This window comes from Bradyrhizobium uaiense (genome assembly GCF_010811875.1).
Classification (GTDB): Bacteria; Pseudomonadota; Alphaproteobacteria; order Rhizobiales; family Xanthobacteraceae; genus Bradyrhizobium; species Bradyrhizobium uaiense.
This window is the reverse complement of sequence record NZ_VKHP01000076.1, coordinates 1-21,691: the sequence shown is the minus strand read 5'-3', so window position 1 is coordinate 21,691 and position 21,691 is coordinate 1. Positions and strand designations below refer to the sequence as shown.

The 21,691-nt window shown below is 59.2% G+C and carries 18 protein-coding genes; 6 read left to right on the top strand and 12 right to left on the bottom strand.

What is annotated here, in order from left to right; all coding sequences use genetic code 11:
* Positions 1–575: 575 nt before the first annotated feature.
* Genes FNJ47_RS19520 through FNJ47_RS19500 form a run of 5 tightly spaced genes read left to right on the top strand, consistent with a single transcriptional unit; the run spans position 576 to position 4,779 of the window.
* Positions 576–1,784 (top strand): pyridoxal phosphate-dependent aminotransferase, encoded by a 1,209-nt coding sequence (locus tag FNJ47_RS19520; RefSeq protein ID WP_163155907.1) that lies wholly within the window; start codon positions 576–578, stop codon positions 1,782–1,784.
* Positions 1,781–2,086: a glycosyltransferase family protein gene (locus FNJ47_RS19515; protein ID WP_163155905.1), complete on the top strand. Its 306-nt coding sequence runs from the start codon at positions 1,781–1,783 to the stop codon at positions 2,084–2,086. The genes FNJ47_RS19520 and FNJ47_RS19515 overlap by 4 nt, the downstream gene beginning before the upstream one ends.
* The gene (locus FNJ47_RS19510; RefSeq protein WP_163155903.1) at positions 2,083–2,697 is read left to right on the top strand and encodes a CDP-alcohol phosphatidyltransferase family protein; all 615 of its coding nucleotides are present in this window, start codon (positions 2,083–2,085) and stop codon (positions 2,695–2,697) included. Before FNJ47_RS19515 ends, FNJ47_RS19510 begins: the two co-directional genes overlap by 4 nt.
* A gap of 32 nt (positions 2,698–2,729) precedes the next feature.
* Positions 2,730–3,902, top strand: a complete 1,173-nt coding sequence (locus tag FNJ47_RS19505) for an aminotransferase-like domain-containing protein (protein WP_235999984.1) — start codon at positions 2,730–2,732, stop codon at positions 3,900–3,902.
* Positions 3,903–3,936: 34 nt separating this feature from the next.
* Entirely contained in the window at positions 3,937–4,779 is an 843-nt protein-coding gene (locus tag FNJ47_RS19500; RefSeq protein ID WP_163155901.1) for a class I SAM-dependent methyltransferase, read from the top strand.
* Between the two features lie 457 nt (positions 4,780–5,236).
* Here FNJ47_RS19500 and FNJ47_RS19495 read toward each other — a convergent pair whose 3' ends face one another.
* The 10 genes from FNJ47_RS19495 to FNJ47_RS19450 form a co-directional block, all read right to left on the bottom strand.
* Positions 5,237–6,343 carry an NAD(P)/FAD-dependent oxidoreductase gene (locus tag FNJ47_RS19495; protein WP_163155899.1) on the bottom strand — a complete coding sequence of 369 codons (1,107 nt, stop codon included), beginning with the start codon at positions 6,341–6,343 and terminating at the stop codon, positions 5,237–5,239.
* 837 nt (positions 6,344–7,180) lie between these two features.
* Positions 7,181–9,547: a TniQ family protein gene (locus tag FNJ47_RS19490; RefSeq protein WP_163155897.1), complete on the bottom strand. Its 2,367-nt coding sequence runs from the start codon at positions 9,545–9,547 to the stop codon at positions 7,181–7,183.
* A complete protein-coding gene (locus FNJ47_RS19485) occupies positions 9,544–10,710 on the bottom strand; it encodes a TniB family NTP-binding protein (RefSeq protein ID WP_163155895.1) in 1,167 nt (388 codons plus the stop codon). Before FNJ47_RS19485 ends, FNJ47_RS19490 begins: the two co-directional genes overlap by 4 nt.
* Before the next feature lie 2 nt (positions 10,711–10,712).
* The gene (locus FNJ47_RS19480) at positions 10,713–12,992 is read right to left on the bottom strand and encodes a DDE-type integrase/transposase/recombinase (protein WP_163155893.1); all 2,280 of its coding nucleotides are present in this window, start codon (positions 12,990–12,992) and stop codon (positions 10,713–10,715) included.
* 120 nt (positions 12,993–13,112) lie between these two features.
* Positions 13,113–13,826, bottom strand: a complete 714-nt coding sequence (locus FNJ47_RS19475) for a hypothetical protein (RefSeq protein ID WP_163155891.1) — start codon at positions 13,824–13,826, stop codon at positions 13,113–13,115.
* On the bottom strand, positions 13,823–14,275 hold the full coding sequence (locus FNJ47_RS19470; RefSeq protein ID WP_163155889.1) for a hypothetical protein: 453 nt from the start codon (positions 14,273–14,275) through the stop codon (positions 13,823–13,825). Before FNJ47_RS19470 ends, FNJ47_RS19475 begins: the two co-directional genes overlap by 4 nt.
* A gap of 824 nt (positions 14,276–15,099) precedes the next feature.
* Positions 15,100–17,220, bottom strand: coding sequence for an AAA family ATPase (locus FNJ47_RS19465; RefSeq protein WP_163155887.1), 2,121 nt, complete (start codon positions 17,218–17,220; stop codon positions 15,100–15,102).
* Between the two features lie 170 nt (positions 17,221–17,390).
* A complete protein-coding gene (locus tag FNJ47_RS19460; protein WP_235999983.1) occupies positions 17,391–18,266 on the bottom strand; it encodes a metallophosphoesterase in 876 nt (291 codons plus the stop codon).
* Positions 18,267–18,621: 355 nt separating this feature from the next.
* On the bottom strand, positions 18,622–19,080 hold the full coding sequence (locus tag FNJ47_RS19455; RefSeq protein ID WP_163155885.1) for a hypothetical protein: 459 nt from the start codon (positions 19,078–19,080) through the stop codon (positions 18,622–18,624).
* 148 nt (positions 19,081–19,228) lie between these two features.
* Positions 19,229–19,555: a DUF6634 family protein gene (locus FNJ47_RS19450; protein WP_163155883.1), complete on the bottom strand. Its 327-nt coding sequence runs from the start codon at positions 19,553–19,555 to the stop codon at positions 19,229–19,231.
* Positions 19,556–20,000: 445 nt separating this feature from the next.
* Here FNJ47_RS19450 and FNJ47_RS54720 point away from each other — a divergent pair, with 445 nt between their 5' ends.
* Positions 20,001–20,270, top strand: coding sequence for a helix-turn-helix domain-containing protein (locus tag FNJ47_RS54720; RefSeq protein ID WP_163155881.1), 270 nt, complete (start codon positions 20,001–20,003; stop codon positions 20,268–20,270).
* Between the two features lie 382 nt (positions 20,271–20,652).
* Here the strand turns inward: FNJ47_RS54720 and FNJ47_RS19440 are convergent, their stop codons facing one another.
* Together FNJ47_RS19440 and FNJ47_RS19435 are read right to left on the bottom strand one after the other, a co-directional pair.
* Positions 20,653–20,937, bottom strand: a complete 285-nt coding sequence (locus FNJ47_RS19440; RefSeq protein WP_163155879.1) for a DNA -binding domain-containing protein — start codon at positions 20,935–20,937, stop codon at positions 20,653–20,655.
* A gap of 179 nt (positions 20,938–21,116) precedes the next feature.
* Positions 21,117–21,691 (bottom strand): glycine betaine ABC transporter substrate-binding protein (locus tag FNJ47_RS19435; protein ID WP_283811266.1); only part of this gene is annotated, 575 nt, incomplete at its 5' end.

Genomic DNA, 21,691 nt, shown 5'->3' with positions numbered 1-21,691 from the left:
TTGCTCTAATAAGACGAGCACGTCAATTCTTGGCGGATGAGCGGATGAGCGGACGAGCTGGTCACGGGCGAGCTGGTCAAACGTCGCCTGCAAGGAGTTCGGGTATGCAACCTCTCTACAATCTGTACTCACGGGCGCACGTGCTCGATGCGCTGAATGGGCACCCGCAGCAACGTTTCATGCCCAGGTCGGCTCCGATCGCGGGCTCCGCCTCGTCATGGAAGCGCGTCAGGCTGATGCAATCACCGAGCGCCAAGTGTCATGCGGCGCCCCCGCACGCCAAGCCCAACAGCCACGAGCTGAAGACCAACGTCGTTTACGCATTGCCGATGAACGCTAGGTGTCCCGGTAGTGTCGGGCATAGCGTTTGGCTATCCCGTCTGGATCCGACTCTTCAACGGCCTCGATACCGAATGTGAGCCGTCGGAGGAGAGCGCTTCAGGACCTTGAAGCGGTCCTCATCTCGGCGAGTTTGCTTGGGCGGCGAGCGGTATCGTCTGAACCGCGTTGCGCAGCTGGAGCCGAGCCGGTTCGGCCGCTCACAAAGTCGACAATCAGATCGGGGGAGCACGCACATGCTGGCGCAACGGATGTCTTTACTGTCGGGCTCGGGTACTGCGGCCGCTCGCGAGGCGGCTAAGATAGCTGCTGCGGGCGGCCGTCAGATAATCGATCTGGCGGCCGGCGAAGTTATGATTGAACCACCAATATCCGTACGCGAAGGAGCGATTGCCGCTATCAAGGCCGGTACAAGCCGGTATACCGATTCGATAGGCCTGCCGCCACTTCGCGCGGCTGTTGCCGAAAGGCTGTCGGCGGAGACGGGCATCGGCTGGAATACGGAAAATATCGTAATCACTGCTGGCGCAAAGCAAGGACTACTCGACGCGGCGTTGGCTGTGCTCGATCCGGGCGACGAGGCCATCATAATCCGCCCCTGCTGGCCGACATTTGCGGCCCAGGTTCTTCTCGCCGGCGCAAAGCCCGTGTTCGTTGATGCTCGCCCGCCGGCATATATTCCCGATATCGAGGCGATTCGAGCTGCTGTCGCGCCCCGCACCAAAGCCATTATCATCAACTCACCGAACAATCCAACCGGAGCCGTCTACGACCGAGCGACCCTTCAAGCCATCGGTAATCTCGCGATCAATTGCCAGATGTGGATCATTTCCGACGAATGCTACTCCAGCTTCGTGTTTACAGTGGCCCGTCATGAGTCGATCGTCATGGCGCATCCGGGCGTGCGTGCCCGGACAATCCTAGTGAACGCCTTTTCCAAGCAACTGGCGATTACCGGTTGGCGCCTGGGCTATTTCGCTGCCCCCCGGGAGATTGTTTCGGCGGCCAAGAAGCTGCAGAGCCATACGACCTCGAATGCCAACGTGATCGCGCAGCACGCGATCCTGCATCACCTCCAGGTTGGGGACGGCAGCTTTGAACGGGAGATGCATCAGCGCCTGTCCGACGTTCGCAACAATGGTCTTCGCATCCTGTCTGGTCTGCACGACGTGACCCCGCCGAACGCCGATGGCTCATTCTTTTTTTATCTCGATCTGAGGAGGCTTGTGTCCGCTCTTCCCGCTGGGGGGCCGGTTCGATCGACCGACGATATTGCACAAAGTCTCCTGCAAGAAGCTGGTGTTGGATCCGTTGCGGGGGGGGCCTTTGGCGATGTGAATGGCCTCCGCCTCTCCTTCGGCGGTCTACCAGGTTTGGTCGAGCCAGGACTCAGGCGAGTCGTCGAAACCCTGAACAACCTGAAGGCCGGGCAAGCAGTGGCGTGAACAAAACAGTCAAGAATTTTGAAATGCTCAACGGTACACGGGCCGTGATCCTAGCCACAGGAATGGTCTTAAGACAGCGCCCCTACCCGGAGCTAGTTCCGACGCTTTTGGTCGACACGAACCGAATCCCGATGCTGCACAACGGGCTGCATCAGCTCTCTGTGCTCGGGATCGGCGAGGCAGCCGTTGCAGCCGGCTACCGTAAGGAAGCCATCGAACAGTTCTGCGGCCAGCGGCTCAAGAATATTGAAATCGAATATGCCCGCAATCCCATTTTCGAGCAGCGGGAGCGAAGTAAATGATCGGGTATTTGCGTGACTATGCAAATGCCATCACGGCCCTTGGTTATCTGTTTGCCGTTGTCGGGTTGTTCCTGGCCTTGAACGGCAAGATAGAGCTTGGCGTTGCGGCAATGCTCTGGACTTGGTTTCTGGATCATTGGGACGGTCATGTCGCTCGCAAGACTAGCCATATTCGCCGTCCGGGTGCGGCAGAATTTGGAAAAAGCTTCGATGGCTTTGCCGACTTCATCCACGGTGTCTTATTCCCGGCCGTCATCATTATGCTTGTTGGTCGGGGGGCAGCTCTCTCGTTTATTACTAGTTTACTCTTGGTTTTGTCCGGTGCGATTAGACTGAGCTATTTCGAGAATGTCGGACTAACGGCTGAGGCTCGGTTCATCGGGATTCCAGTTTCGTATGATGCCCCACTACTTGCCGTGATGCTATTGCTTCGCCCGTTAATGTCAGCGGAGACGTTCGAGACAATACTAGCTCTACCTTTTGCGGTGCTTTCGGTCCTCCACGTATCCGCCTTCCTGGAGGTTCCGGCAATTCGCGGCGTGGGTGTCCCGATCGCCACGGTCGCGGCAATTGCGGTGTCGTTGGCTCTGATAGCCATCAGTTTGATCTAGCTCGAAGAAGGATCGTCACGGAGGTCGCAAAAATGAACAATCCGTTTGCAGAAGTGCCTGGGGCGAATGCTTCACTTCACATGCAGGGTGATGAACGCTTCAAAAGCCCGATTCCACTTAGGCTGAATCCACCGCCGCCAGTACCACATGTGTTTGACCCGGTCATTCGCACCGCAGTAACCAACATACTCGCAAGGGAGGTTCTGAGCGAAATCATCGGACACCATCGTTGGTGCGGAACCGAAGCCGACCGACGAGCGGGCGCGGAATTCTGTGCCTCGCGTTTGGGTTATCGAGCTGATGAAGCGCGCATCGTCCTGACAAGTAGCACGCAAAGTACTCTGAATATGCTCATTCCCGGGCTCGTTGGCGCAGGCGGGATACTGGCCGTCGATGAGCTAACTTATCCGCCAATCAAGGTGTTTGCAGCACGATATGGCATAAAACTCGCGCCAGTTCGGATGGATGACGATGGCATGAGTCCGGACGCGCTTCGGGAGGTGTGCCAGGCGCATTGTCCGAAGGCGTTATATCCTCTTTCCACGCTTCAAAACCCGACTACGGCCACAATGTCATTGGAGAGGCGCAAGGAAATCGTTGCGGTTGCCAGAGAATTCGGCGTCTCGATCATCGAAGATGACATCTATAGCCTTATTCCCCGGGATGCGCCGCCGCCGCTTTCTGCCCTTGCGCCGGAAATTTCCTGGTATCTGCTCGGGTTGGCCAAGAGTGTGGCTCCGGGAATGAAGGTAGCCTATGTCGTCGCGCCGTCGAAAGAGGCGGCCGCAAATCTATTCTGGCCGGGAGTGCGGGCTACGTTTTGGATGACGGCGCCTTTTGGTGCCGCACTTGCCACAGAATTAATTGAGAGTGAGGCTATCGGAAAAATTGTCGACGCTGTTCGTAGCGCCGTCGCCGCGCGGCATATTTTGGTCGGTCAATACCTCGCAAATATTGACCACCGACTTGGGGATGGCGGACTCCATGTCTGGATACCAGCACCGCCTAAAGTCACTGGTGCCGAATTAACCGCGAGGTTTGAGCAAGCCGGTGTGCTTGTTTCAACGAGCGATGGCTTCGTGATCGGCGAAGCGGAGCCGCCACGCGCGATCCGGATCGGGATCGGAAATCCATCAGACGACTCGACCCTAGAAAGGGCACTCGCAATCCTTGCGGCGGAGTATGAGTTGCATCGATTGGCCTAGGGACACTCTGATATAAGATATTGGTGAAAATACCATGTCCACAGGAAGTAAGACAACAAATCAGGCTGTGTCGGGCCAGCTTCATAGACCTTGGGACGATTTCGATGGCCTCGGGTACTTCTACCAATTTCGCCCAGAGTACCCTCTGCGCATCGCAGAACAATTGAGGTCCGAGCTCCGTGACTCCACGGGGGGCAGCATCATCGAGGTCGGCGCAGGGACAGGTCTGTTCACGCGAAGTCTTGCCGCGGTGTTCGGCTCAAATTTCAAGATCTTCGCGCTTGAACCGAATGCGGATATGCGGCGGCATGCGACGTCTCTGACGTCTACCAGCGTACCCGTGTGCTATGTGGATGGTGTCGCTGAAGATCTGCAAGCGACCGATGGCTCTGCTCAATTGGTCACGGCTGCTAGTGCGGTGCATCGCTTCAATCGCCCAGCATTCTATCGAGAGGCGCAACGTGTCCTGGCGCCTGGCGGCCTACTCGCGATCGTCCAATATGAACCCTACGACAAAGGCAGTGCCTTCGCGGATGGTTTCCTATCTATCGTTGAGGCCGCACTCCCCAATTACCGTCGGCATCGACACTCCAGACCGGAGGGAGGGTACTCAGAGATTGACATTGCGGTTGAGTTAAGAGCCGAGACCTACTTAGCCGACATCAGGCGAGATACGTTCGTTTTTACCGAGCTCATCGATCAAGAAAAATTCGGGCATCGTGCGCGGTCATTCACAATCGTGCAGAAGGCGATCAAGGAGCAGGGAGAAGAGGCGATTCTTTCGGCACTCAATTTTCTCTTCGAACAGCACCGCGACAACACCGCATTCGCTGAGATGCCTTACGAGGCCGAAATCATAACAGCACGCCGCACCTAAATTGTCTCGGCCTTCATTCCTCTGCTATCGTGGAGATCAGAGCCGGCCCGGTGTGGCACGCGCTCGATTGATCGCTGGATTTGTAGGGCTCGGTCTTTCGTTAGGTTACTGTCACATGCAGGCAGCTTCGTCTTGCGACCTATCGCCGGTCTGTTCAATGGAGAGACATTGCGGTCGCCATCTCGCCGCGACAAGGATTTGATGTTTGCCAGGCGCGCGGCCATCTTCGCCTTCGCGCTGACACTCGTTCAGTCGCCCTTTGGCGACGAGGTCTTCGTTATGCGAAAGAACGCTGATTGTCGTGCCATACTTGCCGACGAGCGGGCGGATATGAATAATTGTCGCCCATCACTCCGAAGCGCCGAGCTCAGAGCAATTGCAGGAGCGGAGCCCAAATTGCGCGGCTTGTCTGCCAACTCCTTCCCATTTGAGTACGCTCAACGACTATAAATGAGGGTCACTGGAGTCTTGGCATTCCGTTCGAGAGATTGAATCTTTCGGGTCGAAAGGCCCCAAGCGCTTCACATGAGGCGTCCGTTGCAATCTCCATAGTGAGTAGAAGCGCCACATACGGGGCAAGCGTGACGCCTGCGTGCGCGACAGCAATGAAGACCCGCTCGAGACGGGGTAGTCGTCCGACGATCGGGTAGCCATCCTTGGGAACGGGGCAGATCCCTCTCCGCGCGATGGAATCACCGAAGGAGGGGTCTTTGAGCTCAGCCCTTATCAACGAGATATTCTCTTTGGCAGTTTTGACCGCTACACCAGAGTCGCTGAGGCGCGTAGGATCGGGGCCGCTTCCGGCGATGAGAGAAGAAGGTCCATTTGCCCGGAAATAAAGATGATTCGCGAAGACAACGTGCTCGATCGGCGGGCCGAAATACCGGATTTGCATAAGCGCCGCCGGCACCTCATGAACCATTGGTGCACACACGAGATCTTCAAGCAGGGAGTTGATTTCGATGCCGTTGGTCAGCACGACTGCATCGACAAGATAGCAAGTACGATTAGTCCAAACCACGGCGCCTTGGTTGAGGGGTTCTATCCTTGCACATTTTTCAGAGACGCAATAGGCGAGCCCCGTAGCGACGGCAGCGTCGATCACGCGCTTTGTGAAATGAACAGAATCGAGCCATCCCTCTTGAGGAACCCGCACAACAACTTTGGGGCATCCGACAATGCTCAGATTGGGCTCAAGCTCCAATGCATCATTTCGTGACAGGTACTCGACGGTTCTTCCTAGTCCCTCGGCCGTAGCGGCTGCCTCAAGCAGTTTCTTGTTTTCCGTGGGTTCGGTTGACCAGCGCAAGGTTCCCGTCGCTCTAATGGCGTCTGTCAGCCCAATCTGAGTTGCAAGTAGCGCGTGGTAGTCAATGGCTTCCGACCTGAACTGCATGTAGTGTGATGTCACCCCAGCGAAAAAGTTTAGGCTCGCGAAACTCGATCCGGTCGCTCCGGAGCCGGGGACGGTGCTATCAAACAACAGCACTGTCATTTCGCTTCTGGCGAGATGAAGTGCGAGCGATGCTCCCATGATGCCGGCTCCCACGACAGCGACCAACATCGCTTCCTCCTTCAGTCAGCCAGCCGCTTATCGGAACAGGATCTTTGATCAAACAGGATCTCGGCCAGGACTGAGAAGGCTCGATCTGCTGCTTCTCGGCGCACGGGATGGGCTAACTAGAACCGGACCGTTTTCGGAGCTCAATGAGTGACATAGCGAAACTGTAGTCTGGGCGAATCACAACGTCTGCCGATTTGCCGGCAGCCGCGCCAGCGGTCTCGAGCGCATCAGGCCTTCCATGAGGAAGAAGCGGTGATGAATAAAGAGCGCTGAGCATGCTCCCTTCCTGCAGGTGAGTCAGCGCATTGATCGCATCCGTTTGCGAGGACAGATCCCGGTTGACCTTGCATTCTGAATTCCCCGCCGCTCGCTTTGAGCAGCCGAACTCCTCATCAAACCGGTAACATGCTTCTGCCGTCTAGATCAACACTAGCGTTGGTGGTTGACCGGTGAAGGCTCGAAGCCCCGGCATCGTCCGCGCCTGTGCTCCTGTGCCTCAACGTTGCATGGCTCTGCATTGGCTGGTTGGAAAAGACCAAGGCGATCCTCGCCATCGCGTCGAGCCAACATGCCTGGTCATTCGATCGGCCGGTCTGCCTGATTTTGTATATAGTTCGTGCCCACACCGGGCAAACCGGCAACGGCGCTTTCGCGGCCGGCGAATGGCCGCCAAAGTGCGTCTAGCAATCCTGTCCGACAGCGGTAGAGCGACTCTATCGGGAAATGGCCACGCCATCGTTCGCATTGGACGCGACTAGATGTTGTGGGCATCCGGCTCTCGACAAGGTCCCGATGACCCCCTGAAGGGCCCATACGGTTCTCTTCAGGGTCTTCCTTTCAAGCGGCGACTTTCCCGCGGGGCGGCTGGTATCCGGCCGGTGCCCAGGCCCGCGTCGCATCCCAATAACCCTTGCCGTGGAAGCGTACGACTTCCGATCTTCTGATCGCCATGCGGCGCAGATAGACGGCGGGATCTGCCGCGGCGATCAAGACATCCTTCTTCGCCAAACCTGCGATAATGTCATGGGGCATCATCGGTTGGCTCGCCTTTCTGATCATTGCCACGACCTCATCATCGACGATGTCGTGGTAGCTCGCTTGGCGTTCGACCGGAAAAGTCCGCCCCATGAAGGGGTGCTGGCGAAGCCACCAACCAGCGCCAACGATATAGACGAACTCCTGTTTCTCCTCGTTCATAGTGGTGTAGAAGAACGCGTCCTGGTCGGACGGGCCGATCTGTATCTTCTTGCGCAGCAGCGTAAGAATTCCCTTAGAATCAATCGGGCGCTCTGCCTTATCGAGGATGCGGCGCGTCTCGTCGATCGCGGCCTGGCGGGCGGGCGGTGGCATCTCGAGCGAGACCTCACCCGTCTTCAGTCGATTAAGGAACGGCTCCACTTCAGCACGTAGGTAGCCAGAGTTCAGGCACTGAGCCAACTTCTTGTCTGGCTTGAACCCAGCGCGCTCGATCTGGTCCTTCAGTGTCGGGAAATAGCCGCCGACGCGCTCGCGGATCTCACCCATCATGATGAACTTTCGCGCGAACGTCTCGACCTGCTTTGCTGGCAATGCCTTTGCGCCTTTGTCCAAGCCGGCAAACATGCCGATCGCTATCGCGCGGCTCAGTCCTCGCGAATTGAGCCGCATCAAACGCGCCGCAGCGGCGAATGGAACCATCTCATCAGTCGATGGATGAACAGCGGCCTCCAGCTCAGTCTCATCAATGAGCAGCCCACGTAGGCCGATAGCGCCCTTCAACCGTTCCCGAACCCGCAGCTTGCTGCCCAGGATCAGGCGCACGCAGCCGCCGATCGTGGTGGCACGGCCACGTCCGAGGCGGGAAATGGGTAGCAACGCTGGCGAAGCTTTGGCAACGGCCGGTGCGCCGCCGGCAAGCCCCACCAGCAGGGCGTCAACATCGGCGAGGCGGAACACGAACGCGTGGCGCTGGCGACCGCCGTTGATCGCCGGCACCAGCGAGCCGTTGCCCATGATCTCGCGCATCGGTCGCAAGCCAATCCCGAGGCGCTTTTGGGTCTCCTCCTGAGAAAGCGCGCCCTTGAGGTCGCGTGCGATCCGTTCAACTTCCTCGACAGGGAAGGAAAGCTGACTTCCCGATCGCTTTTCGGTCCTGATTAGACCCAGCGCGAGGCCAATGTTCTTCATGGCAAATACGGACATGCCCGCCTTTGCGGCAGCTGCCTTGAGCGAAAGTTTGCGCCGCGCCTGATCGGTGAGCTTGCCGAGTCTTGCCTTCGGAACTACCGGAAACCGTGCCGCTCCGTGTAACAGGAAAGCTTCCGCGAGCAGCGGAGAGAACTTGACGCCTCGCTTATGGTTGAACCAGTGATAAAGCCAGCCGTAGCAGTGGCCAAAGCCCCGGTCCCGATCTCCTCCTTGGGCCATGTAGCCGTCGTAGATCCGGGTTAGCACCTCATCTAGATTGCCGTCCGCGAGGACTTCGAAACCGCGCGCCTGCACCTGCCCCAGCGAGACACCGAGTGATTTCGCCGAGCGCCAAGTCCGACTATAGCCGTCGCAAGCAGAGCCGATCCGTTCAAGCATCATGAAGACGTCCGGCACGCTCAACGCATCCAGGATAGGAATGGGCTCGGCGGTACCTGCAGCGAAGCGCGAGAGAATGTAGGAATCTGAACGAAGCACCTTCGAGTCCGCCGGTCGTCGACTGATGCGATCGATGTCCCGCTTTCCGCAGCGGGTGCAGTGAACGAGTTCACCGCACAACCAGCCGAAATCCGCTCCGCAAATGCATACGCCGACCAGCTCCAGGCCATGGCGGGGGCACGTCGACACTGTCTCGAGATCCCACCAGAACCGGTGATGCCAGGACTGCTCGAGGCAAGCCGGACAGAACCGTCGCCGGTGGAAGTGAAGAAAGGATTCTACCGCGTGACCGCGAAGTCGCAGACATCCCTCATCGTCCCGCACCGGATTGTCCGCGACAATGGACGCGTAGTCCTGGCAGACCTCCGCCGCGAACCGCTTGAGCTCTGGTACGTCGCCATGTGCTAGTTTTGCACGACTAAATCCGCCGTCGCGCTCAGTCCGGATGGTCGAGGTATGGAGTTGCTGCGCGGCGATTCGAAGCAGTAGCCCTTGCGCCGTCTCCTCGGGCTCAATCGGGCGCCAACCCCAGAGGCCGATCGGACTTCTCTTGGAGCCTGCCTTAGAAGGTCCTGTCATGCGCGCCCTGCTACAGCGTCGACCGTCCGCTTCTCTCTTTTCTTCACGTTTTTTTCAACCAGCTTGGCGTGCTCGTTCTCCTCCGCGGCTCGCGGATTTTGCGGCGTTCGCCCGAAGGATTCTGCGAACTTCGGCCAAGGTATCCGAAACCAGTTGCGATCGTCATTGCACAGCGTCATGGTTTCATAGGCCTCGGCAAAATCGTCCATGATCAGCTTTGATCGACCGGCGAGGATCGCGAGTGTAGTGGCCTCCTGAATGAGTTTCATGATCTCGCCTACGAAGCCGCCGCTCGCCTGGTGAATGCGGAGCGCCATTTGCGAGTCGGACAGCTTCGAGTCGCCATCGAACGGTAGCACCGAAGTTTGACCTGCTTTTCGGTCGATCGCTGCCATCAGGTTACGGAACGCGGTTTTGCGACCCCCGCCATCGCTCACCGCATTGCCGGTACGATCGACCTGGGGGAAATCACCGATCGAACATCGCAGCGGTGTCAGCATGTGCTGGAAGCGGACCAATCTGCGCAATTGACCGTTGACCCTGATCAGCCCTTCGGCGCTGGGGAGCCCGATGCACACCAGCTGGACGCGGGATTTCGCCAGGAGCTTGAATACATCGGCGGCGCCGTAGTCATCCATATGCGATTCGATGATATGCTGAACGTCGTCGAAGATGAACATCTTCACCTTCTGCTTCAGCAATGCGTTATTGATCTCACGGCTCGCTTCTCCGAAGTCGAAGCGCTTCGGCAAGCTCACCTGCAACGCCAATGCCGCGTCGTGCAGGAATGAGTTGTATCGCGGGCGCGAGTTGACCGAGAGCACCGCGATCGGCCGCTCCGTGCCGGTTTCCGTCTTATGGACGATCGGCCGCAGGTCCGTTGCGGCCACCTCCGGGCGCTCCCATGTGCCGGATGGATCGGCAGCTCTCATTTGCTCGAATATGGTGTCGGTAAACATGCGCACGGCGGTCGTCTTACCGGCTCCCGTGATGCCCATGATGAGTGCGACGTGCCCTTCGAGACCAACGCGCGCAAGGCGGTAGATGCTCCTCAACCCCTTCTCGATCTTCCTGGCGTCCGCCGTCTCGATCTTCTGCCGGTAAACGTGCCTCAGGCGCTTGTCTTCATCCATTCTCGCAAACGAAAACTGCTTCTCCACCATAATCAGTCCTCTTCCGTTTCGCCGTAATTTGGCGGCCTGACCGCCACCTCGTCGTCTTCATCATCGTCGCGCAGCAGCGACGGAAGATCGGCTTCGTCCATATCTTCGTCGTGGTTGGACGCGTCATCCGGGGGCATATCCCGGATGACGGTCGGCACTTTGGTGTCGACAGCGGTTGGCTTATGATCGCGGGGCCCGTCATGCTCGGCGTTCCCCGCTGACGTGCTTTCCATGGAGTCGGCAACGGAAAGGGGCTCGACATTACTCTCCGACCGTCGCTTACGCGGTGGCCTTTCCTCATAGGGTGCATGGGGCTGTAACGGTGGAGACTGAATCTTTGTCAGGCCGATCACATGCGAGCCGGGCTCGGCGTGATCGTCGCTGTCCCTGCTGGGCCGAATTGCGCTCCACGCCGTGCGGTTCTGGAAGCGGGCGAGCCGATTTGGCGCCTTGGACTTGTCGCGCGACCTCCTGATCCGATCCACGTATTCGCGGATGTCGGCGATCGCCTCGTCCAGCGCTTCATCGGCGTCCTTGTCCTCCTGCTCCTGAATCATCTTGCGGAGGCGCTTGACGGTCGCCCACTGGTTAAGCGTGTAGCCGCGAGCTTCGACGGGTTCCACCAACTGTCCCTCGACCCACTTGTTCTCCCTCTCGTCGAAGACGTAGGCCGTCGATACGTCGAGCGGATCGATACGGACCTGAACATTCGCGGAGTCCGGGAGAAAGGCACGCACCTCACTGAACGCTTCCGATTCCCACCGAAGGCCGAGATAACGAATCCCGCCCGCCCTCAGCGTGCGAGGAATGACAAGCCCCATCATCGGTACGAGAAGCTCGTCTGGCACCTCACGCAACAGCGGAATTTCAATTAGTCCATCGGCCCACCTTTTCGCCGGCGAGACGCCGAGCTTGCCGTGACGTCGCTGCAGATAAACGTCGATAATCCACTTGGCGACGATCCAGTTCGTCTCCTCGATCGTGAGGACCGCGAACTTCTGTGAATCATAGAACTTTCGATGCTCGACCTTCGAAAATGTCGTGCCCGGCAGGGTGTGGACGATCTCCTCGGCGAGAGTCTTGAACCAACGCTCGATCTTGCCTTTGAGCCAGGGCTTCTTGGGCTTGCTGTAACGCAGGTTGAAGCCCAGCGCGCGGGCCGCCTCGGCCATCGAGTTCGACTTGAAATCGCGTCCGTGGTCCATGACCAGCGTCGCCGGTATTCCAAAGCACTCCCACTTGTTCTTGATCCCGACGTAATTCCGCAGATAGGGAGCTTTGCGCGAGATCGCGACCCGCAGCGCATCCATGACACTCGCCCAGGACGGCGGTGCAAAGCTCAACGAGAAGCCGACGATGCAGCGCGAATACCGGTCGATGATTGCGGTCAACCAGGGACGCCCGGCAAGCTTTCCTGTCTGCTCGTCGATAACGAACACGTCGAGCAAGGTGTGGTCGACCTCCCATTCCCTATTGACCTCGTCGCCTTGGGGGCCGAGCTGCACAGAATGATACTGCCTGCGAGCTTCGCGAGCGTTGGTCTGACCGACCAAAATCTCGAACTTATTGCGCTCGCGTAACGCTCGCGCGATCAGGTTCCCGCCGATAGTGTTGTTCCTACCCTTGAGCGTTAAGGACTCGCCCCTTGCTGCTGCTTCGCTCCTTAAGGCGTCGTCGACGAGGCGCTTGACCGTACGCAAACTCGCGGTCTCCGGCACAGCAATCGCCTTGTTGATCTGCGCGTGGACGATTTCGAGCTGCCAATCCGGATACCGGGGCAAGCGATTGCCCTTCGCCCAAGTACATGGGACCAACCCCCGGACATCTCGGCCCGTAGTAACGAACGTGCGATACCAAGTGCGCACTTGCCGCGGTGACGGCCGCGCTTCGAGCGGGATATTCCAGGTCTTGCCAACCTCCTCGATGATCCTGACGAGAATCCGCTTTTTTGACCGGTACGGCGCGGGCTGAACTTTGTCGATCTTGCGGACGTACAGTGCGCGCACCAGGGCGGTCTTGCGCTCGACCGGGGAAAAAGTCCCCCAATCGATGCGAAGTGCGTGCCGGCGCGCCGAGCTTAGTCCCGCGAACGGCGAGGCGTCGCGCAGGCGAAGATCGAGCGCCATACGCATCTGCGCGACCTCGCTCAGCACGATCTGCGTGCCGGCCTCCTTGTCGTGGAAGACGCGACCGCCGCTGATCACGGGACCGGCTGAGAATTCCTTGCCATCGATCCGAACCGGCGCTCCGGTCTGGATACGGACTGGTACCTGTACACTCATTCTGAATACGCCCCCGCCTAGACCGATTCCACGCGAACAGAAATAAAATCGTAAACGCGCGCGTTCCGCGGGCGTTTACGATCGATTCATTGACAACGAGTCCTTGCTTTGTTGCATCGATTAGGCGCGGACAAATGTCGATGTCCGCGACCACTTTCGTGATGGGTCGAGGACGATCTGCCCCGACCACGCAAGGCGCAGCGCCACCGAAAAGGCGTCCATGCCGTTCGGCAACACCGCTTCGAGTTCGCTGACGCTGCTCTCGCGGCGCAATGCCAAGACCGCCTGCTCCCCCATCTTTTCCCAAGCGACGGGAAAAGTCGGGCCGCAACAGCGGAGCATAAGTCCTGCGTTCTGCAGGCTGGGTTGGATCCTGATCTCGTTTTCCGTCGCCAGGACGAATTCGTATCCTCGCGACAGAGCCGCGAGTCGGATGGCCTCGAACTTCCCCTCGACATAAGCCCGGTCACGCTCTCTGACCGCCTCATCCGGATCGTCCGGATAGATGGCAATCAGCGGCTTGACCTCGACCAGAGCTGGCATCGGAGCCTGGATCCCGGGAGGTCCGCGCCGTTGGCGGAAGTAATCCGGGATCCAGGTGCGATACCGTCCATCGAACTTGTACCGAAGCCCGCCGGAATCCGTGTCGTCGACCCGCGGCTGAGCCACAACGCAGGCCAGATCGCGGTCGAAGGCATCCGTCCGGACCAGCCAGTCCTGCTCAAGCAAGGACTCGAATTGGACCGCCCGATAGCCATCCCGCGAGATGATCACCGACCCGGTGTAGGTGTCGCCAAAATACCTCTTGGGATGCCTGACTGATTCCGGCCTCATGCGAGTGACCCCGCAGAGGTATCGAACGTGGAGGCCCGGAGCCGGTCCCTTTCGAGCAAGGACTCGTAGGCGACCGGCTGCTCGCGTTCCGGCCAAAGACGCCGTGCACGACGCAACCAGCTCCGATTGCGACGACGACCACGATCTGCCGAACGACGGCTCAGTCGGGCCAACCGCTCGGATTCCAGATCAACCAAAGCCGAAGCCAGCCGGTAGGTGCTGCCAAGCAACGGAGTCAGGTCGGAAGGCGTAAGGACCGGCGGGCCGCCGGCCGGGGTCGCCGGCAGCAGGCCGCTGCCGAACACCCAGCCAGTCTCGAGGTCGGTGCACGTGACGCGGTAAGAGGTCGCACCGCCAGGCTGCGGTTCGATGAAAACGTCGAGGTGGAGGGCTAGGCCTCCGTGATGAAGAAGCGCCTCGTGACGAGGCGCGGATTCGGAATCGCTCATCGGCTTTCTCCGATTGCGGCGGAGATCCACCCCAGGACTTCTGTGGACGCGCCGACGTCGAGGTCGGGCTTCGTTCACCATGTCCGGGGCAAGGCTCCGCCGTTCCCGCACGCGGTCAGCGAGCGGGTTGTTTCCTGGTCGGAGAGGGGCTAAGAGCTTGAGCTGCTACTGCGGCGCTCGTTGCACCTCTCTGGGTGGATCTTCGTTTGCCGTCTTCGACGCTCCCCGTCGGCAGGGACCAGGTGCGGCTAACACGCTGGTCTCCCGCCGACGCCAGGGGCGCTTTGCTTTTTCAAGCGCAGTCGACGTCTTCCGAAACCGCCGCCTCTCAGCGGCGGATTTGATGCTGCTAGTCTTTGGCAAAACTCTCCCGAGGCCGGAGCACTAGCGTGCGACGGCCTTTCCTCAGTTTTCGGTTTTGGGTGAATCCCGCCGGATTTTCGCGACGGGGACTTTCCCGCCGGCGCCTTTAGCGCCTCGTCGAACCGCGGACTTGGAGCCCACTACGCGACTGACGCGAAACCGCCTTGGGGAATAGGAGAAATCATCGGCTACAGTTCCTCCTCGGTCGACTGACCGATCGTGGTCTAAACCGCGATTTCGAGGAGGTGACCTCTCCGCCGGCGCTGGGGCCGACGGTCCTTAAGACCTTCGGCCGGTCAGACTACCGGACGGGCGAAGTGCGTCGCCTCGAGGCGCGCTTTAAGGATGTGGGTCATGATGCTCATGCCCCACGAGTTAACAGCAATTCTTGAAAGCTTCTTAAGCGCGACCGCTAAACTTCGAAGGATTCGCATCTTGCTTCGTCGTTAGCGATGATCGGACTACTTCCGTCCAAACAAGCTTGGCATTTTCCAACGTGAAGACGCCGGCTCAGGAGGCGTTGCGTCGAACAGTTCACGCATTTCGTCTCCAGACATGTGACGGCGGTGTCGTAATGCTTCGGCAATTGCGACCGCCGCGCCGCGGTGCTGCTGGATCACCGCGATGGCTCGGCGCTCAAGTGCGGCAAGATGCCGCCCAACTTCTTTGCGAAGGCGATAATCGCCGCGCACGGCGTCAAGTGTTTCATCATACGACGCTGTATAGACCAGTGATTTACCCAGCCCGGTACCTGCATGCATCAATGCGACGATCTGCGTAGCGATCCCGAGATCGGAGCGCGGGTCACCGCCGGCGCCGGTTGAGGCCGCCCCGGTTAGTACGTACTCCGCAGCACGTCCGGCTAACAGTACGACCACGCGCTCTTCGATCGGCGCGCGTGTGGGAACCGCGGTCAGTTGCCGGTCCATTACGGTCTCCCCTTTGGCGCCATCCTTCGACGCAATCGTGCAGCGAAGAACCTTGCCAAAGGGCAGCGCGAGGGAGGCGATCACGTGCCCAGCCTCGTGCACGCAGACGCGCCACAATGTTTCCGGCTCGAGTTTCTCGGTTGGTAACACCGCGGCGCGCAGATCTTCGAGAAAAAGTTCGCGGTTTGCCTGACGGGCAAGCCGGCGAGCTTGACGTACAGCCAGCATGATTTCTGCCCCCGTTGAACGCTCCAGGAGGCCCGCGATCTCCGTAAGGTCGCTTTCCAAGAGATCGTCAGCAAGATGATGGCGAAGAATGTTGCGCACTCCCTCAGCGCTCGGTCGCTTGATCTCTATCGCCCGCTCTAGCCTTCCGGGCCGCAACAGGGCGGCATCGACGCCGGCGATGTTGTTCGTGGCGCCGATCACGACGATTCCGGTACGTTGGCCGGCGACCGCACTGTCGAGACTCAGGAGGAAATCCGTAACCACGGGTGTCCACCATTCCGCTCCGCGAGGAGACATTGTGGCGCGGTTTGGTAGCGCATCGATTTCATCGAGGAACAGGATGCAAGGTGCGAGTGCGGCGGCACGGTCAAACATCGCGCGCGATGCCTTGACTACCGAATCGAGGTATCCTGGTGAGCTCGCGAAGAGATCAGCGATCGAGAAACTGACCAACGGCACCCCGCACGCTTTCGCCAGGACGCGCGCGTAAAGCGATTTGCCGAGACCGGGCTCCGAATACAGGACCGCGCCGCGGTCAACATGTTCCCACGCGAGACGTCCCGCACGGTAATCGGCGATATCGCGTGCCAGGTCCATGCCCCAGACCTGAGCAGGTCCATACTCAGTCGCCTTTTCAAGCTTCGGCAATCTACCGCTCGTTCCCGCTCCACTGAGAGCGGACGTCGACTTGCGCAGGCGCTCTATGATTTCCTCCGGAGAAGAGTCGGCACGAAATGCCGCGACCATATCCGGCAATTCGAGTCCGGCGACGATGTCATCTCCGATACTCGAAGTTACCCTTTGACCTGTGAACATACGGATCGCGTGTGCGATTACCCTGCCGTTCGGCGGTTTGATGCGTATTGTGAGGTCTGTGGCCGTTACAAGCGTAGGCGGGAGCGCGTCGCGATGCGCCGCGACCCCGACGACTGCGTATCCAGCAGCAAGATCGGCTGCGACCTCGCTGCTGATTTCTGCCTTCTGCTGCGGGGTCTTCAGCACTTGATCTCTGACCGGCCGCCAGCGATCTTTGAATCGCTCAAGGAACAGTCTCCGGATCGGACCAATCCAACTTGGACCCGGGACAAGAATGATCAGGGCGAGCGGGCGCTTTCCGTTCAATTGCCGTCGGACCGCGCCGGTGGTCCCCGAGTAGAATGCGCTTGCCACGATCGCGCACTGCCCTGAGGGGCGCGGTCTATATGACACGCTTGACGGCGCTTCCGGCAACTCTGCTGCGTTGCTGGCAGGGTCGCCCTCCCGGCCGTGCTCTGCAGGATCGGCAGCATGCACTTTCTCGACCCGCAACAAATCGAAGTGCCGTTCGATGGCGTTGTTGGCTGCGCTAATGTATTTTGCGGAGGGGCGCCTCCTTGTCCGCGCAGTTGCTCGGGTGACCGATTTCGCAGCGCTCTTTTTCGTCATGAATTGCTCCAGGCGATGATGCCTGAGCCGAAGGCCAGGCAAAAGAACGACGACAGCGGCATTGCAGGACCATGCCACCGCGTCCGACCGGTCGGATCGGTCAAATGTACCGACGTCGTGGCCGATGGTTGTCATCGTCGATCGGTTGCGCGATCGACCTTTTCCCAATCTCAGACTTCAACGATGAGGTTCGGATCGAAACGTTGATTATCCCAGGCGTGGTACTTCGGCAGCCAAGGCCCATACCCCTTCGCGTTGCTGACGATGCGCGTGTGACCAATGGTGAGGTCTTCGGTTTCGTGCGTGTGACCGTATATCCAGAGATCAGCGGGCCGCCGGCGATAGCTCTGACCGTCCATGATCAACGCCGGCCACATCAGCGAGGTCAAATCGCTTCGGTAGGCCGCCGCTAGGACGTCGTCGTCGGTGAGCTCGGCGCCCGTATAGGGCGGAGCCACCAGATTGCCCCAACTCGGCATCGGAGCATGATGCGTTATTACGACCAGTCTTCCGGTTCCCCGGGGTTTCCTCAGTTCGCCCTCCAAGAAGGTGCGCGACTTCCGGTGCCGTAGCAACGCGTGAGGTGGTCGAAACCGCTCGACGTAGCGGCCCACGCGAATCTTCCTATAATCATTCATCTGATCTGCAGCTACCGTCATGGCACGGTGTTCGTCCCCGAACAGTGCAAAGTCAGTCCAAAGAGTTGCACCTGCGAAAATGACGCCCCCAAGCTTGATCCAGCGATCCTGCAGCACGAAGACCTTGGTACCCTCAGCGGCCTCCATTGCTTTTTCGACGGTTCTGTCGATATCGGTACCGTAGAATTCATGATTCCCTGGGACATAGACGACAGGCTTGTCGGGCACGCGCTCGAGCAGCCAACGGACGCCACGCTCCATGCGCGGAACTAGATCGCCAGCAACGACGAGGACGTCGAAATTCGGTCGCGCGTCGCCTGACGGTAGGTCCCAGCCCCGGGTCAGTTCAACGTGGAGGTCCGACAGAATCCACAATCGCATTTTGGTTGGTCCTCGGTATTGGCTCATTTGTTCACTCCAATGCTGGATGAATGTGCGAGGAACTTCTGGGCGGACGGCCACGCGAGCGGTCGCACACGTAAAGGCCGGCTCGGGCAGCATGGGAGAGTCCGAAAGCGGCACTCTCGCCCGCGATTGCACTCCGCAGGAGGTATGTCGCCGCGATTGCCTAGCCGAGATGCGAAATCCTGGTGGCTGAGCCGGAAATCATGGCGATCGTGTCTCTGTGTCATCGGCCACGAGGCCCGGCAAACAACGACGACGCTCGCGCGCGTCGCCGTTGGGGAAACAAGAGACGTACCCGGAGCAGTGAAGGAAGCCTCGGACGCCGGGGTTCGCGTCTCGTGAAAATCGGTGAGCACTCTCAGAATGGGGCGTTGCGCCAGAGCAGCCAAAGGTCATGACATCGCGGATCAATCTTCCTGCGACGACGCAATGCGGACGCGATCAGAATCGGGGACGCACGATCATCTTCGAGGAAACAGCACAGCACTGAGGACATCGCGACGTCTGTCAAAGGATTGGTCATCCCATGGAACTTGAGCACACGAATGGCGACGCCGATCGCTGCTGCAGGATCCCCGGTCACCGCCCGCAGCCAATCGCAATCATTGAGGGGATCTGTCCTCAGAAGAACGGCGCGGATTCTCCTCACATCTCGTCGGTCGAGATCTTGGGGAAGCCGAGTTCGCCACCAAACAAGTGGAGAAAGCTCGATCGAATTTTGCAACGTGCGTGATCGCGGTAAAACTTGATCTAGAGCATTCAACTGAGAAATGCTGCTTCGGACAACGCTGTGCGCGGTTGTGTGCTTCACGGACATGCGCGATTCTCCCTCAGAACGGGGTTGATGTGATTGGACCATGAAGGGAGCGAGGTAGTGCGGGTCGAACTTTCCAATCCCGGTGGGGCACCAAGATCTCGCGGAGTCGAGAGCGCCTTACACCCTTGTCACGGCTGGATAGCAGCCGTTAGGCTTTGTCGATCTCGGGTGTCAGCTGCTTGCCGAGACGATAGAACCTCGACCACGTGCGAGCCCATCGCTTGTGCGGATCGATCAGCACCAATTCCGACGTATGGAGGTGTGGGCGAGAGCCAAGCGTAGGATGTTGATGTACCGATCCGGTCAAGCAAGGCGCCGGCAGGAAGGCAAACGACCATCTGTCGAGCAGTGGAGAAGCCTGCAATTCCGCTTCGGGAGGCTGTGAGCCTTGGCTCGAATTGCGCAGATCGTTGACGAGCTTTTCCAGGTCGCGGCAAAGGGGGGCGAGGCTGTGAAAGGGAAGCGTTGCCGACATTGCATTCTCCGATGGGTTAGAAGCGCGCAGTGGTTCGTTTGCCGCCGAAATCGCAAACACCGCGACGGCAAGAGGTAGGCCGATCGGCCGATCCGATTGGCTGGTTATTAGAAGGTTTGTGTTTCTGCAGATCGAAGCCGCACTTGGCGTTTCAGCGGCAGAGGTGAGCCGAGAGGGGTGATCTGGGCCTTAGCGGGCATTCTTCAGAAAGACGGGCCGCATGTCCGGTGGATGGCCTTGGCAGTCGCGGGTTGTGCGGTCAGAGCGCCACCAAACGGTACGCCGCGATTGAACTTGTTTTTCCTTGAGTTCTAGTCTTGAAGTGCAAAGCAAGGATTCTCTCGCAGTCCGAAGGCAAGGATTCTATTGCCTTGGGAACGTCTTAGCAGGCATCAAGCCTTCGCTGAGTATTCTTCCTCAGCGAACTGAATGTGCTATATATAACATGAAGTCATCCACAGAACAACATGTTAGCTCCGGCATGGTTAACGCGGCCCAATTGCGCGCCGCGCGGGTCTGGCTCCTGATGAGCCAAGACGACGTTGCGGCCGAAGCTGGGCTGACTAGGCAGACTATCGCCCGGCTAGAGCAAGACACGTCCGCAGCCCAGGAACGCACGCTCCGCGACGTGCGACGAGTTTTCGAGGCAAGGGGCGTTCAGTTCTTGTTTCGCGATGGCGTCGGGGTAGGTATCCACGCGGAGCGCACGGATTAGTCAAGGTATCGTCCTTTGCGGCGAGCAAGCACCCCACATGAGTTTTGGCACGGCTGAAGCTGTCCAAGGAGGCCTTGGAGATTGCGTCACTGGGAAGGACAGAAGCCTCATATCAGGTTCGTCTTCCTCATGACAGTCACGCCAGCGGCGACCTTTCGATTCACGCGGCAAGTGCCCAACCGGCGTCTCAATCGAAGCGCTTGGCAGGACGACCAGCGAAGTACATGACACCGACACGCAAACTTGTCTGACGCCCCGCGACAGCTAGAGTTAACAAAGCTCTCGCGCGCAACAATCTTTGCGGCAATCATCGTAGCACGGCGATACTGCTCGCTATCCTGATCGCTGCGCTCTTCGCAGCAGATTGACGTGCAATTTTTGCTTAGTTCGAACTCGGCCAACCGCTCCGCAACAGATGCCGATAGCCATGCTTGGCCATCCACTTGGCACGAGCGAGATGGGTTTCGTAGGCCCGGTGGGCACGCTCCGGCTGACGTTTGGGATCGATGCGCAACACGATCTCAGCGACTTCTCTCCAGTCGGCGCCTTCGGCGTCTGCGTCCAGGAGACGCATATAGGTGACAGCGTGTTCCTGGTCGTAGGGAGTCAGGATCGAATCCGTTGGCGCCGCATCGTTAACATCCGGATCGAGCGGCGGATTTTGCATGGCAATCTCCCCAAGAAAGTAGATCAGTTCAATGACAATCCTTCGGCTGCTTCGAGCCTTGGGGAGACCACGTGCGAAGTCAAGGCCCAGTTGGGCGCGAGTGCGTGAACGGCTGGTACCCAAGGACTGCCGTTCCGTGTCCACCGTGTTCCCAGCTATTTGACACGCTGGGCCTGCGTCTACTGCCCACTGATCCTCTGCCACAGCCAACGCGCCACTGCTCCGGGCGGGGAGTTGGCATTGCTGCCACTGGCGCGCAAATTGGCCTCGCGCATCGTCGCAATGTCGATCCGGCCAAGCAGCGGCTTCAGCGCTTCCTGCAACGCCGCATCATGCGCGCGCCGCGGTGCCAGCAGCAGGACCGCATCATAGGGCGGGATCGCCTGCTTGGGATCGGCCAGCGTCACCAGGTCGTATTCCTTGATCCGCCCCTCGCTGGTATAGCCCGCGATGACGTCGACGTTGCCGCTCGCCACTGCCGCATACATGAAATCCGGCTGCATCTGTCGTTGCGTGCGGAACGAGAGCCCGTAGGCACTGTGCAGGGCAGCCCATTCCGGGCGCGAGAAGAACTCGTAGTCAGCCGCAATCGACAGCGTCGGCGCGTGCGCAGCCAGGTCGGTGATCGAATGAATACCGAGTGCATCGGCGCGCTGCCGCGGCATCACCAGCGCATAGGCGTTCTCGAAACCGAGCGCGCCGAGCAGGGTGATGTCCTGCTTTGCCAGGATCTCCTTCAACTCGGCGAGCAATG

Coding starts and splice junctions, on each gene's coding strand:
- FNJ47_RS19520 (WP_163155907.1), top strand. CDS start 576: ATGCTGGCGCAACGGATGTCTTTACTGTCGGGCTCGGGTACTGCGGCC.
- FNJ47_RS19510 (WP_163155903.1), top strand. CDS start 2,083: ATGATCGGGTATTTGCGTGACTATGCAAATGCCATCACGGCCCTTGGT.
- FNJ47_RS19440 (WP_163155879.1), bottom strand. CDS start 20,937: ATGCAAAATCCGCCGCTCGATCCGGATGTTAACGATGCGGCGCCAACG.
- FNJ47_RS19490 (WP_163155897.1), bottom strand. CDS start 9,547: ATGACAGGACCTTCTAAGGCAGGCTCCAAGAGAAGTCCGATCGGCCTC.
- FNJ47_RS19460 (WP_235999983.1), bottom strand. CDS start 18,266: ATGAGCCAATACCGAGGACCAACCAAAATGCGATTGTGGATTCTGTCG.
- FNJ47_RS19470 (WP_163155889.1), bottom strand. CDS start 14,275: ATGAGCGATTCCGAATCCGCGCCTCGTCACGAGGCGCTTCTTCATCAC.
- FNJ47_RS19455 (WP_163155885.1), bottom strand. CDS start 19,080: ATGTCCGTGAAGCACACAACCGCGCACAGCGTTGTCCGAAGCAGCATT.
- FNJ47_RS54720 (WP_163155881.1), top strand. CDS start 20,001: ATGAAGTCATCCACAGAACAACATGTTAGCTCCGGCATGGTTAACGCG.
- FNJ47_RS19495 (WP_163155899.1), bottom strand. CDS start 6,343: ATGTTGGTCGCTGTCGTGGGAGCCGGCATCATGGGAGCATCGCTCGCA.
- FNJ47_RS19450 (WP_163155883.1), bottom strand. CDS start 19,555: ATGTCGGCAACGCTTCCCTTTCACAGCCTCGCCCCCCTTTGCCGCGAC.
- FNJ47_RS19475 (WP_163155891.1), bottom strand. CDS start 13,826: ATGAGGCCGGAATCAGTCAGGCATCCCAAGAGGTATTTTGGCGACACC.
- FNJ47_RS19465 (WP_163155887.1), bottom strand. CDS start 17,220: ATGACGAAAAAGAGCGCTGCGAAATCGGTCACCCGAGCAACTGCGCGG.
- FNJ47_RS19480 (WP_163155893.1), bottom strand. CDS start 12,992: ATGAGTGTACAGGTACCAGTCCGTATCCAGACCGGAGCGCCGGTTCGG.
- FNJ47_RS19500 (WP_163155901.1), top strand. CDS start 3,937: ATGTCCACAGGAAGTAAGACAACAAATCAGGCTGTGTCGGGCCAGCTT.
- FNJ47_RS19505 (WP_235999984.1), top strand. CDS start 2,730: ATGAACAATCCGTTTGCAGAAGTGCCTGGGGCGAATGCTTCACTTCAC.
- FNJ47_RS19485 (WP_163155895.1), bottom strand. CDS start 10,710: ATGGTGGAGAAGCAGTTTTCGTTTGCGAGAATGGATGAAGACAAGCGC.